1 protein-coding gene is annotated in these 1755 nt (G+C 68.8%); it reads right to left on the bottom strand.

The window, feature by feature from the left end:
* The coding region (locus tag AC0L2M_RS34550; RefSeq protein ID WP_473537261.1) for a molybdopterin-dependent oxidoreductase at positions 1-1684 on the bottom strand (1684 nt) is incomplete at its 3' end.
* Positions 1685-1755: the final 71 nt, after the last annotated feature.

Raw genomic sequence — 1755 nt, 5'->3', positions numbered from 1 at the left:
TGTGTCTGGGGGGTGCGGGCTTGGGGGGGGGGGGGGGCCCGCCCCCCCCCCCCCCCCCCCCCCCCCCCGCCGCCCCCCCCCCCCCCCCCCCCCCCCCCCCCCCCCGGGGGGTGCCTTGGCTCGGCGCTGGCCACTGGAAAGGCGCCAGCGCGTCGTAGTCTTCTCCATCGACCCCGGCATACGCACCGATGTCGAAATCGCGGGCGCCGTCATTCTCGAACGCCGACAGCGCGGCGTGCTCGGCAAAGATATCGGCTGGCGACGGATGCGAAAACGCTTCGTCAAAACCCATCCGCTTGGCGACTTCGGCGACGATCCACCAGTCGGCCCTTGCCTCTCCGGGCGTGGCCAAAAAGGCGCGCTGGCGCGAGATGCGGCGCTCCGAATTGGTGACCGAGCCGTCCTTCTCGCCCCATGCGGCGGCGGGCAGCCGGACGTGGGCGTGGCGGACCGTGTCGGTCTTGGCCAACACGTCCGACACCACGACAAACGGGCAGGCCTTGATCGCCGCCTCGACGGCATCGGCGTCCGGCATCGAGTCGACCGGGTTGGTAGCCATGATCCACAGCGCCTTGATGCGCCCATCGGCTACCGCCTGAAACATCTCGACCGCCTTCAGACCGGGCTTTTCGGCGACGGCCGGCGCACTCCAGAACCGCTGCACGCGGTCGCGGTGCTCGGGGTTTTCGATCTCCATATGGGCGGCCAGCATGTTGGCCAGGCCGCCGACCTCCCGACCGCCCATGGCGTTGGGCTGGCCGGTCACCGAAAACGGTCCGGCGCCGGGCTTGCCGATGCGGCCGGTAGCGAGATGACAGTTGATGATGGCGTTGACCTTGTCGGTGCCCGAGGACGACTGGTTAACGCCCTGGCTGTAGACGGTCACGGTATTCGCCGTCGCGGCGAACAGGCTGTAGAAGCGGACAAGCTCGTCCTCGCCGAGGTCCGTGGCAGCGGCGATGCCGGCAAGGTCGAGCGCGGAAGCGGCAAAAAGGGCTTGCCCGAAGCCGGTTGTGTGCGCCGTGATATAGGTGCGGTCCAGCGCGTTGTGCTGGCCGAGATAGGCGAGCAGCCCTGTGAACAGCGCGACGTCGCCATCGGGCGCGATCGCCAGATGCATGTCGGCAATGTCTGATGTCATCGTGCGGCGCGGGTCGACCAGTACCACCTTCATGTCGGGCCGTTTTTCCCGGGCAGCGGCAATGCGCTGGTAGAGCACCGGATGGCACCAGGCGAGATTGGAGCCGACCAGCACGATCAGATCGGTGAGTTCCAGATCCTCGTAGCTGCCCGGCACCGTGTCAGAGCCGAAGGCGCGGCGGTGGCCGGCAACCGACGAGGCCATGCACAGGCGCGAATTGGTGTCGATATTGGCCGAGCCGATGAAGCCTTTCATCAGCTTGTTGGCGACATAATAATCCTCGGTCAGCAACTGACCGGAGACGTAGAAGGCGACCGCGTCGCGACCGTGCTCGGCGATGGTCCGCGAAAAAGTCGAGGCGACAAGGTCGAGCGCTTCGTCCCAGTCGGTGCGGCGACCGTGGATCTCCGGATAGAGCAGCCGTCCGTCTAGGTCGATCGTCTCGGCCAGCGCCGAGCCCTTGGAACAGAGCCGGCCGAAATTCGCCGGATGGTCAGGGTCGGGGGGGGGCGGGGGGGGGGGCCGGGGGGGGGGCCGAAGCACCCCCCCCCCCCCCCCCCCCCCCCACGCGGCCGGGGGGGGGGGCCCCCCCCGCCGGGGGGGAGTGATTAGTT

The organism is Mesorhizobium sp. WSM4806, from assembly GCF_055811635.1.
This window is presented reverse-complemented; position numbering and strand designations above follow the sequence as displayed.